The following is a 15,228-nucleotide window of genomic DNA, read 5'->3' on the forward strand; positions in this document are numbered from 1 at the left end:
TTCTCTTTTCGTTATTTTTATACATAAATGTTCAAAAAACAGTCGGGAACCTCTTCCCGATTTGCAAGAAAATAAGCCTCTATTAATGAATATACATAACTTTAACAGGCTTCCTCTCTTTTGACAAGGGGTTTCGCCAAATATTCTATATAAATAACCAGGCCTGATTGAGTCATCGCCTGGTTTTTGTATAGTATATGCGCTCCCTAGAATTTAGCCACCTTTTTTGGTAAAAAACACGTGCAGCAGCGAGGGTTGTCTGTATTTGCTTGTAAAAACTATAAGCGCCGACCGCAGATGTCGCCAAGCTTTTGCCAGCAATCTGCTTATTGCTTACTGAACGAATAAGCCCCCATTTCATCGATTGCAAAGCCAAAGACACAAGCAATTCATCACTGAATAAATCTTCCCTTGATTGATAGAAAGGTTGGCCTTTTTCATGCTCAGCCAGCTCCTTTTGCAGGAGTTCCCATTCAGCGAGGCGCGCATAGCGCGGCAAAAAGGATAAGTGGAGTAGGCGAATCGCATACAGCGACTCAAGCGCTGTGTCTCCTTTATATCCATAAGCATGGCCGATTAGAGCAATCGCGCGTCCACACGCATACAGTTGCGCTGGCAAAGTCAATGCCATTCTTTTGCCTTTCGCTAAATAGGCTCCTTTGCCTGCAGACAAAAGTCGTATTTTGGCTTCCTCGCGATTTAGCTTTTGTTCATGAATAGTGATCTGTTGTTCACTTGCGCTAACGGGAAGTGGTGTAAACGTTTCCTTTGCACGCTGATTAAACCATTCATCTTTTGTGATAAAGGGATGCAATTGGAGAACAAACGGTTCTAACTGAGCTAATGTCCGCATCCCTGCCTTTTGCAAAGGGACAGGCGTCGTCATTGGGCTTTGCGCTTGTTCGTATAACTGTTTTTCATACTTACGTACTCGATCATGCATTAAGGCAATCTCCGTCTTCACTCAGCTTCCTCCTCTTGATGAAAAGCCTTTCCGACAGCCATCTTTCGCTTAAACAAATCGAGATAGGCAAAGTCGTGTTCTCCGCCCTCAGCTTGCTGCAACGCCCGTAATTCTGTATTCATCCGCTTGATATAGTAATAAAAAAGCGCCTCTTTTGTTTTTGCTTGAACGGTACTGGACAACCCTGACTCCGTTTCGCCATATTGGGCCAATATCGCGTGTTTGACTGCTACTAATTTCTGGTCGTTTACGTCCAACCCCTGTTCATTAGCCGCTTGGCTGATCATTTCTGAACTTAATGCCAAATGGCCGATTAACTCACCAGAACGGGTGTATTCAGGGGCAAACGGATCTTCCAATGCTTTTACTTTGCCAATGTCGCCGAGCAAACAAGTGGCAAGGGCTACGTCTTTGTCCAAGTCAGCGTACAAAGGAAGAAGTTGCAAACAAGCAGCGGCCAACTCTACCGTCTGCTCAAGCAAGCCTGCGTAATAAGCATGATGCAATTTTTTAGCAGCAGGGATGGTTGTAAAGCGTTCGCGAATTGATCGATCGCCATAAAGCTTTTTTATAACAAGTTGAAGAACTGGCGATTGGATTTCTTCCATGATCATCCGCAGCTCATGCCACAAATCCTCTCTGGAAATCCCTTTTTTCGATACCAATTCGGTGCGGTTGATGCCGTCTTCTTCAGTAGCCAAGCGAATCTTTTGGATCGTCACTTGTTGTTTAGAGCGAAATGTTTCTAGCTTCCCTTCAATTTTTACAATTGCTTTTGGCACAAATTTATCTTGTTGGTCGTCTGTTATATCCCATAGCCTCGCAGACAGAATCGTATGTTGTTTTAGCAGTGTGAAATTGGCGTAGAGCGAGCCATTAGCTGCCTGTTTAATTTCACGGTCACGAATTAAATAAAAGCCATTGACTGTCATTGCCAGACACCTCCGCTTCTATCTTATCTACTTCTTTCCAGAAAGGCAAAACTTCTATGGGAAACACTAGATAAAAAAAACAGCCTCCCCCCTCTGGTTTAACCGAGGGGGCAAGGCGAACTTATCTTATGATGTTAACCGAACCGTGTCACGAGCAATCATGACTTCTTCGTTGGTTGGGATGACAATGATTTTAACTGGAGCGCCCGCTTTTTCAATAAACGCTTCTTTGCCGCGGACATTATTTTTTTCCAAATCAACATCAACGCCCATAAAGCTGAGCCCTTTTAGAACACGTTCCCGAATGGTGGCGCTATTTTCGCCAATGCCAGCAGTAAAGACAATCGCATCGAGTCCGCCCATCCGTGCCGCATATGAACCGACATACTTATGAATCCGAGACGCAAACACATCAAGAGCTACCTGTGCTCGTTCGTCCCCTTCTTTCGCAGCCGCTTCAATATCACGCAAATCACTTGAAAAGCCAGTTATCCCTAACAAGCCGCTCTTTTTATTAAGCGTAGCCACGACTTCTTCTACAGATTGGCCGGTTTTTTCCATAATGTAAGGAATCAGGGCAGGGTCAATGTTTCCTGAACGGGTCCCCATTGTCACACCTGCCAGTGGCGTGAAGCCCATCGATGTATCAATCGACTTGCCGCCTTTAACCGCAGCAATGCTTGCGCCGTTGCCTAAATGACAAGAAAGAATACGCAATTCTTCAATTGGCGTCTCCATTAATTCGGCTGCACGATGTGTGACATATTTATGGGAAGTGCCGTGGAATCCATATTTACGAATGCCATATTTCTCATAGTATTCATAGGGCAAACTATATAAAAATGCGCTCTCTGGCATCGTTTGGTGGAAAGCAGTATCGAACACTGCTACAGCAGGTACATTTGGAAGGACTTCTTTAAAGGCTTTAATACCTGTAATGTTGGCAGGGTTATGGAGGGGAGCCAATTCTGATACTTCCTCAATGCCTTGAAGGACTTCATCTGTAATTACAACGGAATCATTGAATTTCTCGCCGCCATGAACAACACGGTGGCCAATGCCTTCAATTTCTTCTAGGGATGCAATGATGCCGCGGCCCGTTAAGTCCTTTAGCAAAAGCTTTACTGCTGCAGCATGGTCAGGAATATCTTCGGTCAATTCATGCTGTTGGCCGTTTGCTTCGATTGTAAAAATACTTTTTTTTAAGCCAATCCGCTCAACCAGCCCTTTTGCAATGACTGTCTCTTCTGGCATTGCCAACAGTTGAAATTTGAGAGATGAACTTCCTGCATTAATTGCAATAATTTTAGCCATGGTTCTTTCGACTCCTTTTTTCTGTCTAACACGCATGTTCCTCTACCATTTAAGCATTCACCAGCCTTGATTTCAAGCACGGTTCGACAAAAAAGCGCATACATTTGAATTAATTAAAAAGAGCGGCAATTTCAACAAAAAAAGAGCGCTCATTTAGCGCCCTAACTGTTCTGAAAACCATTTATTGATTTGCCTCATCATATCGTGCATCGCTTCAGCGTTTGAAAAAGACGGCAGCTCCGCAAGCAATGCTTGTTGAGGGGTTTTGACGTTGTCTGCCTTTTTTTGCAACAACAGTATACTTTTGCCGTGTTGACTGTTGGAAAACAGCGAACTTGGAAGCTGGAGAAGCCCTAACACAATTGCTTCTTTTTTCAAGTAAACATTTAATGCTTCTGCTTGATCGCTTGAGAATAAAAAATTTGGGACAAGCAACACTGCATACCCGCCGGGATGAAGGGAGCGAATTGCTTGTTCGATCATTAAATGATGAATATAGCTATGCCCTTCTCCTGCTTTTAACTCAAACCCTTTTGCGACATCATCTTTTGGATAATAGCCAACAGGCAAGTCGCTCGCCACGATGTCTGCGTGAGGCAATGTAACTTGGACGCTGTCTTGGTGGTATAAAGCGACTTCACGTTGCTGCAAATTGGCACTTGCGAACGCGACTTTCAGCAATGTTTCATCCGCTTCAAATCCAATTGCCTCTGGCTCATTGTTTACATGGTTGCAAATCGAAAACAACAAATTCCCTGAACCAACAGCCAAATCAAGCAGTTTAAAGCGCTCTTTTTTAGGGTCTATTAGTTTTTGAACCAGATAGCCGATAAACAAACTTACCGCGTCAGGCGTCAGCATGTGGTTTGCTTGTACGGTCCCTTTCATTCCTTTTATGATGGCAAGCTGAAATGCTTTGCGCATATCTTCCCGTTCCCATTTTTCGTCTTTCACTTCGTTTAGCTTTTTTTCGAGCATTGCCTCGGTTTCGCCACGCACTTCCTGCAAAATCTGTTGTTCAAATAAATTGTCGCCTGCTGCAGCCAAAGCGTCTAAATACGTTCCCTCGATCTGGTTAAGTAAAATGTCAGCGCTTTGGTCCAAATAATCAAACAGACGTACTACTTGAGTTGATTCCATTTTTACACCTTCTTTTTTCCGTCCATCTTGTCTGTCCTGTATTGTACAAAAGCACAAAGAAAAAGTCCACTGTCACAGCAGTGGACATAAACTGATTATGCCGTTCGGCTATTAAGCATTTTTAGCTGCTTCCAACGCAGCCTCATAATTTGGGTGCTCCGTCACTTCGTTCACGTACTCCACATAAACAATCTCATCATCCGCATTAACGACAAAGACAGAACGGGCCAACAAGCGCAATTCTTTAATTACTACACCGTATGCTTCGCCAAATGACAAGTCGCGGTGGTCGGAAAGCGTTTGGACATTATCAATGCCAGCGGAAGCGCACCAACGTTTTTGGGCAAATGGCAAATCGACGCTGATCGTAAGAACCGCCGTATTATCCAATTTTGCTGCCTCTTCATTAAAACGCCTTGTCTGCTGGTCGCATACACCTGTGTCCAAGGATGGCACAACACTGATCAAGCGAACTTTTCCTTTTGAATCTGCGAGCGTTACTTCAGATAAATCGTTGGCCAACACCGTAAAATCCGGCGCTTTTTCCCCTACTTGGACTTGTGTTCCAGCTAATGTGACTGGTTTTTGCTTGAATGTAATTTGCATGCTTCCCTTCCCCCCATCATATTGGTTCTTTCTTTATAAATTGTACAGGCTAAGCAGTCGTTAGGCAACTGCGACGTTTTAATCGTGAACATTGATTGGCACAAAAAGGATGCCTTTCCCATTGACTGTTTCTGCCATTCGCTCTACACTATAAACGTATATAATTATTTCGTGTGCCAAACAATTAAAGGATGTGACTCCATGGCTAAGCAGCGGCTTTGGTCGCCTACGTTTTTGTATTTATGCTTTAGCGCATTTACTTTATTTTCGATTTTCAACTTATTCATTCCTACATTGCCGTTATTTGCGATGGACGTGCTTCATGCGTCAGAACAACAAGTCGGCATTATCGTTGGAGTGTTCATCGCTGCCTCAGTCATTGCCCGCCTTTTCGCAGGGCTATTGCTTGATCGTTTCGGAGAGAAGAACATGTTGCTCGTTTCCTTTCTCGTCGTAGTGATCACCGCCATTTTGCACATTTGGTCATTTTCATTCGGATGGCTTCTTTTTTTGCGTTTTTTACAAGGTTTGGGCTTTGGAGTAGCGACAACAGCAGCAGGTGCGCTAGCGATCATGATTGCCCCTAAAACACGGCAAGGAGAAGCAGTCGGATACTACAGCATGTTTATGAGCCTGGCTATGGTCATCGGCCCTGTCGTTGGATTGCAAGTCGTCCAACACATTTCCTACACAGCACTTTTTCTAACGACCGTATTTTTATCCGTTATAGGGCTATTGCTTGCATTGTTTATCGTGTATAAGCCTGTAAGAAAAGCACCAGAACCTCTTTCTGTAGATCGGTTTATTGCCATAAAAGCGGTGCCTGTCAGCCTTTGCTCATCCCTTGCCTCCTTTGCTTACGGTGGGATATTAAGTTTTATTACGTTGTACGCTGTCAGCCTCGGCATGGAATCCGCAGCAAGTGCTTTTTTTCTTGTGTATGCCCTTGTCCTCCTAGGTTCCCGTATGATTACGGGCAGGATTTTTGACCGCTTTGGTGAAAATGTCGTTGTCTACCCAACACTTGTTTTATTTGCGATCGGCCTCTTTACCCTTTCGCAAGCAGGCAGCTTATCGATTTTTTTAATCGCCGCTGTCTTAATGGGTGCCGGTTTCGGCTCTGTGCTGCCAAGTTTCCAAACGCTTGCCGTTCAATCTGTTCCCCCAAAACAAGCAGTGCAAGCGACAAGCACTTTTTATATTTTTTATGACCTTGGTATCGGCCTCGGCTCTTACGTGCTTGGCCTCATTGTCACAGGCTCTACCTATTCGTTTATGTACATCATCTCAGCCTCAATTGTGATTCTGGCCATCGTAGCCTATCGCGTGTTGCATCATCGCAAATTAAACAACTTAGGGGTAAAATGCATGGCCGATGCCGAATTGGAAGCATCATAAAATCTGCACATCGCCGAAAAGCCAGTTGAGAAGATCTCAACTGGCTTAGAGCTTGTTGAACCAATTATGCAAGGGGATCGTCATAATGATAGCTAGTTTTGTCACCATGCTCGTTCTGCTTTAGCATGTGTTGTACTTTTTCAAAAGCTTGCGGCGCCAAGTCGAGCAGTCGTTCATAAAGATGAGTCGAACTGTCTAAATGAACCATATTGACACCTTTGCTATTTACGACCAAAAAGGCAATTGGCGTAATCGACACACCGCCGCCGCTTCCACCGCCAAATGGATGGCCAATTTCATCGTGAGCTTGCTCGATGTGGAATTCACTTCCCCCTGCAGCAAACCCGAAGCCTACCTTTGAAATCGGCATAATGACACTGCCATCAGGTGTTTCGACAGGGTCACCGACAATGGTATTGACGTCAGCCATGGCCTTGATGTTTTCCATTGCTGTCTTCATCAAGCCCTGAATTGGATGTTCTGACATGACTTTACTCCTTTCACTCAATCACTTGCTACAGCACCTTGTGCAGGCGCCTGTACCTTCTGTGAAGAGTTCTTCTTGTAATTGAGAACAAGCGCAAGACCTGTACGTATAGCGTGTCCCACGCGAAAGGAGACTATGCATGAAAACGAAAGGGCGAACGTTTCAGACTGGAAATGGGGAACGACGTCCAATTGTTGGGCAGCACGCCATTTCACTTTATGGGAAGCCCATCCGCAAAAAAACGACTTTAGCCCCCATACGACCCCCGCCACTTTGGCAGCGCTGGCGGCTTCTCCTGTGCCAATTTCAGTGGACCATTTGAACTCTTCAACAGTCAAGCCTTTAAAAAAACGAACAGCGATCCGTTTATAGCTGGGAAAGTGTGCAATCCACTCTTTGCTTTTCTTAATAAAGCGCTTGATTGTTTCAATCGACCATTTCTTTTTTTGTTTGTTTTCTTTTACAGGGCTTTTATTTTTTTCCCTGATCGACACCGTGCCTTCGTTTTCATTCCATTCAATTAAAGGCGCTTCCAATTGATAAAGAGTAAAGCCTAACATGCGGACATCCAGTTGCAGCAAATCTTCCTTTTGTCGATGTTTGTAAGTACACCGAATGCGAATTGTTGCCATTAAAAGGCATATGCCTAGTAGCAGCAGACTAGCTGTGGACGCTATTAACCACCATACCCAGCTTTGCACACCGTTGCCCTCCTTTCTCTTTACTATACGCAATTGCCGAAAAAATAAACAAACGGTCGTTATCTAAAAAAGACAAAGTCGATAATCGTACTCTGACAGTTAAAAAACGCTTGGCAGACGAGGGAAAATCGAATGGAACGGGGGTTGGAGCGCTGCGGTTTCCTTGTCCATAAACCTAAAGCCTGTCGTCAAAATTAGACGACAGGCTCCGTTTTCACCATTGTTCTTGCTACTCACAATGGATGACATATGTCTCGGCAAACAAATCATGGATGCCTTGTTTTTTAGGCGTGCATGCAACAACAATATAAGCAAGCAGCGGGAAACGAAGTGGTAAGGGTGCTTGCTGGATAAAGCGGCCGACGCCTTCTCGAAAGAACAATGTTCGCCATGTGAGCGGCGAGCCGTCTGCAGCAACCACTTTTAAACCAAACACCATTTTTCCAAGCGTTTGCGAGAAAGCTTTTGTCATTCCTGCAAAATAAGCGAAAAACAACAGTGCGTAAAGAATAGCTGGGGCAATCACCGTTGTAACCGCAAACCCAAAGAAATGGTCGTTTGTTTGTACAAACGGCAGCCACGAATGAACTAATGCCGCGTTTATAGCTGAAACGATCAATAAATCAAATAAAAACGCCCATAATCGCATCCAAAACCCAGCATAACGAATCGCGCTTGCCCCTTTTTCTTGAGCCGCCTCCCTTGTTGCAGGAACCATCACCGGCGGCTGTTTTCGTAAATAACGCTTGAATCCGGCAGAGGGGAATCGCCTTTCCATTTGTTCAGCCCCCTTATTCATAATCATACAGATACATGGCTCTAGGTTGGTTGTACTCGGTCAGTTCCATGAGTCCTTGTTTTTGTTCAGCTTTGCCAAATATTTTTTCAGCAGCAAGGCCAAACATACTCGTTAATCCTTGTTTCGGCTCAATCGCAATGACTTGGTAGTTGCTGCCCAAATCACGCTGCATGGCGGCAATGACATCATTGATCGACCCAAGCTCATCAATTAAGCCTGCTTCGAGCGCTTGCCTGCCTGTATAAATTCTGCCGTCCCCTAATTCACGAACGCGCTCTTCATCCATTCCCCGGCCATTGGCAATGACTTCGACAAATTCATCGTAGTATTCATCGACAATCGATTGTAAAATCTCATCTTCTTCTTCAGTAGGCGGACGAGTGCCGCTCATCATGTCTTTGTAAGGACCGCTTTTGTAAACCGTTTCCTCGACACCGATTTTATCAAGCAATTCGGTAATGTTTAACGAACTCATAATCACGCCAATTGACCCCGTTAACGTTTGCGGATATGCAAAAATTTGCTCAGCAGGAGCGGCCAAGTAATACCCACCAGAAGCAGCCATCGAACCCATTGAAATGTAAACGGGTTTCCCATAATTTTCTTGTGCTTCAATGACCGCATCATGAATTTCCGCACTTTCTAATACGCCGCCACCAGGAGAATCAACCGCAATAATAATCCCTTCCACATTTGGGGAACTCATTGTTTGGTAAAATAAATCCATAAAGTTTGAATGATTGTACCCTTCAGCAGAAAACAGAGAATCGCTTGTTGTATTAATGATCGCCCCGTTTACTTCTAAAAGGGCAATTGAACCGGAAGGATCTCCTTCCTGAATCACTACGCTTTCGTCATAAGCTCCTGCTAGCCAATTGGCTTGGGAATATGTATTCATCGCTAGTGATAGCGATGTAATGACTGAAAACACCAAAATAAAAGCCCCAATTCCTAATGCAATCCACCTTCTCGCTTTCATCCTCTCGCTCCTTTGTAATTTTGTCTTAAAATCAAATGCTCCGCCATCTCCTACAAATGTTCGTAGCTCCCCCATTGCCCATTATCATCTTTATGTATCGTTGTTTCTCCGTTCGCCACGCAGCCTAGAGTCCTTTCTTGCTTCCGTATACAACGTGCGGTTACCACAAAAGCCCCTTTCTGCCTCTTTCTAGTATATCATCTTCCCATATCGTTGAAAAACACAGAAACGGAGCAGGGGTGTCCCTGCTCCTAGCCATTTTGTATGAACTTATCTTTGAAATCCGCCTAATTGTTGTTCAGCTTGAGCAACCAAACGTTTCGTGATTTCGCCACCTACAGAACCGTTTGCACGAGAAGTCGTGTCAGCTCCAAGGTTTACGCCAAATTCAGAAGCGATTTCGTATTTCATTTGATCAAGTGCTTGTTGTACGCCAGGTACTACCAAGTTATTTGAGTTTGAGTTAGCCATATGTCTCACCTCCTCCGGTACTTCTAGATTGCTCGAAAGAGGAAAGAACATACATGCTTGATAACTGGTAAATATATGAACTTCCCCTACTTCCATTTCGCAAGAAGTAGGGGATTCCCATCATTTCCTTTTAAAATAACTGGTCCAATGTTGGCGATGTGTGCGCGCCTGTTACTTCAAGGGATTCAATTCCCGCAATCGCCTCTCTGCATTTTTCCTCCACTTGCACGTATTGTTCAAAATGAGCAGAACGATCCCGTTTTGGCTTTGTTTTAGAATCTGTCGGCAAAAAGATCGTACAACAGTCTTCATAAGGGAGAATCGATGTTTCATACGTGCCAATCCGTTTCGCATAAGCGATTGTCGTCTCTTTATCCATTGCTAAAAGCGGACGCAATACAGGTAAATTGGTCATTTCATTAATCGTATTCATGCTGGCCAGTGTTTGCGAGGCGACTTGGCCTAAACTTTCACCATTTGAAATCGCTAAGATGCCTCGTTCCCTGGCGATCCGATCCGCAATCCGCAACATCATCCGTCTCATAATCGTCATTTCATAACTGGACGGCACTTCTTTATGGATATGCGTTTGAATATCGGTGAAGGGGACAAAATGAAGCGTGATCGTACGACCAAATTTTGTCAACTCTCTTGTCAAATCAATCACTTTTTGTTTGGCCCGTTCATTTGTATAAGGAGGACTGTGGAAATGAAGCATTTCTACTTCTGCTCCTCTGCCCATTAGCATATGGGCGGCAACAGGCGAATCGATTCCGCCTGACAGCAAATGAAGAACTTTTCCACTGCTTCCTACCGGCAATCCTTTTGCTCCTGCATACACACCAGCTGTTATATACGTTCCTGACTCTCGCACATCGACTACAACGTTGACATCGGGATGATGGACATCAACAGCTAACTCGCCAGTGAATGCCTTTAGCACGTATGAGCCTATTTTGTGGTTAAGGGACTGGGAATCAATCGGAAAAAGCTTGTATGCCCGCCTAGCAGAGACTTTAAACGTTTTAGCATCTGGATGTTGAGTAAGCATAAAGAGTGCGCCTTTTTGCATGGCTTCTAACTCATTCTCCACTCTTAAGGCGAGGCTGTATGATTGAATGCCAAATACATTGGCTAGTGCTGCTGCAACGGGCTCATGGTCGGTGCTGTTTAGTTCGACGACAATCCGCCCAAACGTCCGCTTCGCTTGTACCTTTGGAAAAGGTTTTAATACATGGCGAATATTGGCGAGCAGTAGTTTTTCAAAATGGCCTCTGTTTTTTCCTTTTAAGGCCAATTCGCCATAACGAACAAGAATATGGTCCATTTTCATTTCCCTACAACCTCCTGAAGCTCTGGAATGATCTGTTTTAAGGCGTCTGCACATGCTTCCACTTCTTCATGTGTCGTTGCAAACGAGAAGCTCATGCGAATGGCGCTCTCAGCCACTGTTCTCGGTTTCATTGCCCCTAAAAGGACACGGCTCGGTTTGCCCGTTTTCGTCGAGCAGGCTGACTGTGTCGAAACGTAAATTTGGCGTTGACCGAGTGCCTGCACAAGTACTTCGGCCTTAATGCCTGGAATCGATACATTCAGTATATGAGGTGCATAGCCCGATGTTGGCGTGTTAACGACTAGCCCCTCTATTTGTTCCAGCTTGGCGCGCAACATGTCATTTAAGGCAAGCAGCCGTTGTTGCTGTTCCTGTTCCTGACTTTCCATTAACCCGAGCGCCTTGGCAAATGCAGCGACACCTGCTGTATTTTCTGTGCCAGGACGCAATCGTTGTTCTTGTCCGCCTCCGTAAAGGAGACTTTCCAGAGTAGCAGGATTGTTGACAAATAACAACCCTGTCCCTTTCAAACCATGGATTTTATGGGCGGATAAAGACAGCATATCAATGTTTGCTTCTTTCAGCGAAAATGGGACTTTTGCCAAACTTTGCACGGCATCGACATGAAATTTGATTTGTGGGTAGCGTTGAAGCAAAGCGCCAATTTCAGCGATCGGTTGGATAGTCCCTAGTTCGCCTTGGACATGCCCAAGCGTAACCAAAACGGTATTTGGACGAATGGCAGATTCAATCGCTTTGCTTGTCACACGTCCATCCTCGTCCGCTTGCACATACGTCACTTCAAACCCTTGCGCTTCAAGAGCGCGAGCATTCTCATAAATAGATGCATGTTCAACAGTGGTGGTAATTAAGTGGCCGTTTGCATGCTTTTTCGCTGTTCCTTGAATGGCCACCGCATTTGCTTCTGTGCCCCCTGAGGTAAAAATAAGCTGATTCGGCATGCAGTTAAGATAAGCAGCAAAACGTTTACGGGCATGATCAAGTACTTGCTCCGCTTCCATGCCAAGAGTATGCAACGACGAAGCATTGCCAAAATAATCTGCAGCCATCTTCGTATATAAAACAAGCACGTCGGGATGGGGCCGAGTGGTTGCGCTATTGTCCAAATAAATCATCCGGTGTAACTCCTTTCCTCTCTTCCAGGCTTTTAACTTAGCAAGCCTCGTTCGCTATTGCAAGCATATCTTTCAACAATCTGCACCGCAACTCAAAAACGCAGTTTCACAAAGGAAACTGCGTTCACATACGTCGTCGGTTCGTGGTTATCGTCGTTTTTATACGTCCAGAAACCATGCACTTATTTGACGTTCCCCATCTTCCTCGCCTAGCATCTGGTAACTCTGGATAAATAGTACGTGTTGGGCGTTCGCCTTGCACGGCAAAGGCACTATGCACTTATATGCCTTTCGACTTTTTCCAACAAGTTTGGTTCATATGGCTCAACAGCATGTTGGACTCGCTCAAGTGCTTCCTCATAATGAAAACTGCGAAACGCGTCTTCTGCTTGGTCAAGTGCTTGCCGCACTTCTTCACCACGGTTTCGATATCGGTTGCTAAACTGGATAGCCAGTTCGGCGAGTCTAGCTTTTTCAACCATTTCTTCTATTGCGTCTGAACCTTTTTCAACTTGCTCAATCGCCTCGTGTACCAATTGCTCGACTCGTTCCATTTCAAGGGGGATTTCATTTAGCGCATCGGCAGCTTGCTTTACTTTCGTTTCGGCAAAGTCAAGGGCTTCCAGTTGCTTTACTGGCACCCCTGGCAAGTTGCTTTTTTTCAACGTCCGTTTCGTTTCGTACATGACACTACGAAGCCGTGAGACGGTTTCTTGCGCTTTTAACTCGTCTTTTCGAAGGCGACGAAGCCGTTCAATGCTGTTATCAATATTGGCTTTGAACGTGTCCATCTCTTTTGACCATTTCTCAGCCATTTCGTAAATGGAAGAGTACGTTTGTTTTTGGTTTTCGGTTACATCGACAATGACATGCAATTGGTTCCGCAAGTTGGCAAGGTCTTTTTGCAACGCATTTTGCAAATGGGTTTCTTCTTCAGCAATTAAATAGCTTTTTTGTACATGAGTCGTTTCACGCAACAACGTTTGCAATCGTTCTGTTGCTGCCTGCACCTGTTCCTTTAGTGTTGGAATTTTCTCCATTAGCTTATTTTTGGTAGTCACTTCTGCTTCAAGCGTTTCGTACATTTGCTCCTTCTCGTCGTTAATCGTTTGCAACAATTCGCTTGCTTCTTTGACGTGAAGGTTGAGAAGTTGCTCGTACGCCTTATCAATGTCTTTTTTAAATTGTGTAAGGCGCACATCAAAAGCGAATGTTTTTAAATGGAAGCCGCTTTCCTCCATTTGGGCAATGCCCATCTCCAAGTTGCGTACATCAGCTGGAACGGTTGATTTTACTTGGATGAGCAACTGCGGAATCTCATTCATTGTTTCCCTTAAGTCATGCAAACGATCTTTCATCATTAAAAGCTGTTTCCGCGCTTGGAGATAGCTGCCATTTTCAGTCGCTTCATCGTAGGATGCAAGCGTCTGCTTTATATCGGCCATTGCTTCATCAAGGGCTCTCACGGCCTCGCCAAAGGATCCCCGTTTTGTTAACAGCTCATTTGACAGCTCTTGGTATTTGCCACGGACTTCGCTAATTTCTTGGCGGTTTTTCGCTTCAGCGGAAACCAAGTGATCGATTTCTTCCACCATCGTATCCAACTGCTGTTCCACTGTCGTAATTCGATTTCCTACCCAGCCAATCGCATCTTTTGCTTTTTTAAATCGGTATTTTGCGGCCCATTCTTCAATTTCAATTAATTGGTTCTCAATGCTAGGCAAAATCGATTCGACAATCTCATCCCAGTCTTTGCGCCACATTTCAAATTTCTGTTCCGTTTCACCTGACATGCGGAGCTTCTTTACTTTGGCAATTTCCTCTGGAATGTCGCGATTCAATAAATTGATTTTCCTGGCATCGAGCTCGTCCACTGCTTTATGTATATGCCGTCTGAGAAAAATCCCAGCTGCCGTCCCTGCTATAAAAAGGACGAGCACTATAATGATGACTGTTACAAAAATATCCACATGGAACTCCCCTCTACTGCGCTTTTCTTTTACCTGTTTTTTAATCGGTTTATCCAAACTAATCGTAAACGTTGCCGTTAAGTTATAAAAACATTGCTTTATCCCTATTCTGATACGTAATATAATACCATGAATGCGACAATTTGTGTGCAGATTCCCGACACTGCCGTTCGACAAATATCTTCAAACACGACCTTATTTATAAAGGAGCTGTTTCCATGATTATCCGAGACGGGCATATCCACACACCCTTTTGCCCCCATGGTTCAGCGGATACGCTGGCATCTTACTGTGAACAAGCGATTTCACTTGGCCTAAAGACGATTACATTTGCTGAACACGCCCCTCTTCCCGCCGGTTTTAGCGATCCTACACCGAACCAAGACAGCGCCATGGCAGCTTCAGACTTAAATGCCTATTTGCAGGAAACGCGTGCAATAAAAAAAGAGTACGCCCACGCACTGGACGTCCTCATTGGTTTAGAGGTTGATTATATATTCGGCTACGAAGCAGAAACAAAAGCGCTGTTAAACGAGGTTGGCCCTTCCCTTGATGACAGCATTCTATCTGTCCATTTTTTGAAAGTAGGCGGCCATTACCGCTGCATCGATTACAGCCCAGAAGAGTTTGCGGCAATCGCAGCGGATCTTGGCAGCACGAACGCCTTATATGCCCTTTATTACGACACGGTTTTAGCTTCGATTTGTGCTGATCTCGGCCCCTATAAACCAAAGCGGATCGGCCATATAACGCTATGCAAAAAATTTCAAAAGCTCTATCAGGCTGAGCAATCGTTTGGACAAGAGATCAGCGCCATCCTTGCCGCCATCCATGAAAACGGGCTTCAGCTTGATTATAACTATGCAGGTCTAACCAAGCCTTATTGTGGAGAGTCCTATCCACCAAAAGAAATTGCACTGCAAGCAAAAACGATGGGCATCCCCCTTGTTTATGGTTCAGACGCCCATTCTGCCGCAGGTCTCCGCATGTTTTAAGCT

At 44.7% G+C, this 15,228-nt stretch carries 15 protein-coding genes; 2 read left to right on the top strand and 13 right to left on the bottom strand.

Going from position 1 to position 15,228, the window contains the following annotated elements:
* Nucleotides 1-172 precede the first annotated feature (172 nt).
* From V5G21_RS02510 to tpx, 5 genes are all read right to left on the bottom strand, one after another.
* Nucleotides 173-964: an EcsC family protein gene (locus V5G21_RS02510; RefSeq protein ID WP_011247581.1), complete on the bottom strand. Its 792-nt coding sequence runs from the start codon at nucleotides 962-964 to the stop codon at nucleotides 173-175.
* A complete protein-coding gene (locus V5G21_RS02515; RefSeq protein WP_011247582.1) occupies nucleotides 961-1,896 on the bottom strand; it encodes a 3'-5' exoribonuclease YhaM family protein in 936 nt (311 codons plus the stop codon). The genes V5G21_RS02510 and V5G21_RS02515 overlap by 4 nt, the downstream gene beginning before the upstream one ends.
* 126 nt (nucleotides 1,897-2,022) lie before the next feature.
* Nucleotides 2,023-3,210 (bottom strand): acetate kinase, encoded by a 1,188-nt coding sequence (locus tag V5G21_RS02520; protein ID WP_011247583.1) that lies wholly within the window; start codon nucleotides 3,208-3,210, stop codon nucleotides 2,023-2,025.
* A gap of 153 nt (nucleotides 3,211-3,363) precedes the next feature.
* Nucleotides 3,364-4,350, bottom strand: coding sequence for a class I SAM-dependent methyltransferase (locus tag V5G21_RS02525; protein WP_011247584.1), 987 nt, complete (start codon nucleotides 4,348-4,350; stop codon nucleotides 3,364-3,366).
* Between the two features lie 111 nt (nucleotides 4,351-4,461).
* A complete protein-coding gene (gene tpx, locus V5G21_RS02530) occupies nucleotides 4,462-4,956 on the bottom strand; it encodes a thiol peroxidase (protein ID WP_011247585.1) in 495 nt (164 codons plus the stop codon).
* A 201-nt stretch (nucleotides 4,957-5,157) separates the two neighbouring features.
* On the opposite strand from tpx, the gene V5G21_RS02535 reads away from it, so the two are divergent.
* A complete protein-coding gene (locus V5G21_RS02535; RefSeq protein ID WP_011247586.1) occupies nucleotides 5,158-6,354 on the top strand; it encodes an MFS transporter in 1,197 nt (398 codons plus the stop codon).
* Between the two features lie 64 nt (nucleotides 6,355-6,418).
* Here the strand turns inward: V5G21_RS02535 and ytfJ are convergent, their stop codons facing one another.
* The 8 genes from ytfJ to ezrA form a co-directional block, all read right to left on the bottom strand.
* The gene (ytfJ, locus tag V5G21_RS02540) at nucleotides 6,419-6,841 is read right to left on the bottom strand and encodes a GerW family sporulation protein (protein ID WP_011247587.1); all 423 of its coding nucleotides are present in this window, start codon (nucleotides 6,839-6,841) and stop codon (nucleotides 6,419-6,421) included.
* A gap of 17 nt (nucleotides 6,842-6,858) precedes the next feature.
* Nucleotides 6,859-7,542 carry a DUF2953 domain-containing protein gene (locus V5G21_RS02545; RefSeq protein ID WP_011247588.1) on the bottom strand — a complete coding sequence of 228 codons (684 nt, stop codon included), beginning with the start codon at nucleotides 7,540-7,542 and terminating at the stop codon, nucleotides 6,859-6,861.
* A 229-nt stretch (nucleotides 7,543-7,771) separates the two neighbouring features.
* Complete coding sequence (locus V5G21_RS02550) at nucleotides 7,772-8,320, bottom strand: RDD family protein (protein ID WP_011247589.1); 549 nt, start codon at nucleotides 8,318-8,320, stop codon at nucleotides 7,772-7,774.
* Nucleotides 8,321-8,333: 13 nt separating this feature from the next.
* Nucleotides 8,334-9,320: a signal peptide peptidase SppA gene (sppA, locus tag V5G21_RS02555; RefSeq protein ID WP_011247590.1), complete on the bottom strand. Its 987-nt coding sequence runs from the start codon at nucleotides 9,318-9,320 to the stop codon at nucleotides 8,334-8,336.
* Nucleotides 9,321-9,590: 270 nt separating this feature from the next.
* Nucleotides 9,591-9,791, bottom strand: a complete 201-nt coding sequence (locus tag V5G21_RS02560) for an alpha/beta-type small acid-soluble spore protein (RefSeq protein WP_011247591.1) — start codon at nucleotides 9,789-9,791, stop codon at nucleotides 9,591-9,593.
* Between the two features lie 130 nt (nucleotides 9,792-9,921).
* Complete coding sequence (gene thiI / locus V5G21_RS02565) at nucleotides 9,922-11,124, bottom strand: tRNA uracil 4-sulfurtransferase ThiI (protein WP_011247592.1); 1,203 nt, start codon at nucleotides 11,122-11,124, stop codon at nucleotides 9,922-9,924.
* Nucleotides 11,121-12,260, bottom strand: coding sequence for a cysteine desulfurase family protein (locus V5G21_RS02570; protein ID WP_011247593.1), 1,140 nt, complete (start codon nucleotides 12,258-12,260; stop codon nucleotides 11,121-11,123). Before V5G21_RS02570 ends, thiI begins: the two co-directional genes overlap by 4 nt.
* 272 nt (nucleotides 12,261-12,532) lie before the next feature.
* The gene (gene ezrA, locus V5G21_RS02575; protein ID WP_011247594.1) at nucleotides 12,533-14,230 is read right to left on the bottom strand and encodes a septation ring formation regulator EzrA; all 1,698 of its coding nucleotides are present in this window, start codon (nucleotides 14,228-14,230) and stop codon (nucleotides 12,533-12,535) included.
* A 218-nt stretch (nucleotides 14,231-14,448) separates the two neighbouring features.
* Between ezrA and hisJ the strand changes: the two genes are divergently transcribed.
* Nucleotides 14,449-15,225, top strand: coding sequence for a histidinol-phosphatase HisJ (hisJ, locus tag V5G21_RS02580; RefSeq protein WP_011247595.1), 777 nt, complete (start codon nucleotides 14,449-14,451; stop codon nucleotides 15,223-15,225).
* The last annotated feature ends 3 nt before the right edge of the window (nucleotides 15,226-15,228 follow it).

Source organism: Shouchella rhizosphaerae, from assembly GCF_036700015.1.
GTDB lineage: Bacteria > Bacillota > Bacilli > Bacillales > Bacillaceae_D > Shouchella > Shouchella rhizosphaerae.